Below are 317 nucleotides of genomic sequence, written 5' to 3'. Positions count from 1 at the left end.
AATAAGTACGCTTAGCGTCAGAGTGACGCCAAGCCTTTCTCGAGGTCAGAAATAATATCTTGAGGATTTTCGAGACCAACTGAAACACGGATCAGGTTTTCGCTAATTCCCGCTCTTTCTTTTTCCTCATCCGACAAACGGCCATGCGTCGTAGTCGCCGGATGCGTGATAGTGGTTTTTGCATCACCGAGATTTGCCGTCAGCGAAATAAACTCCGTACCATCAATAACAGCCCAAGCCTCACTTCGCCCACCTACTACCCGAAACGATAGTACGCCACTCGAACCAGACTGCTGTTGCTTGGCCAGCTCATAATA

Annotated in this window: 1 protein-coding gene; it reads right to left on the bottom strand. The window is 48.6% G+C overall.

Features of this window, described 5'->3' with window-relative positions:
- Positions 1-17: 17 nt before the first annotated feature.
- Positions 18-317, bottom strand: a 300-nt coding sequence (locus tag A3751_RS16215) for a PLP-dependent transferase (protein ID WP_197466415.1), incomplete at its 5' end; no start/stop codon positions are given.

This window comes from Oleiphilus sp. HI0080, assembly GCF_001635135.1.
Note: the sequence above shows the minus strand (reverse complement) of the source record. Positions and strands in the feature narration are given on the sequence as shown.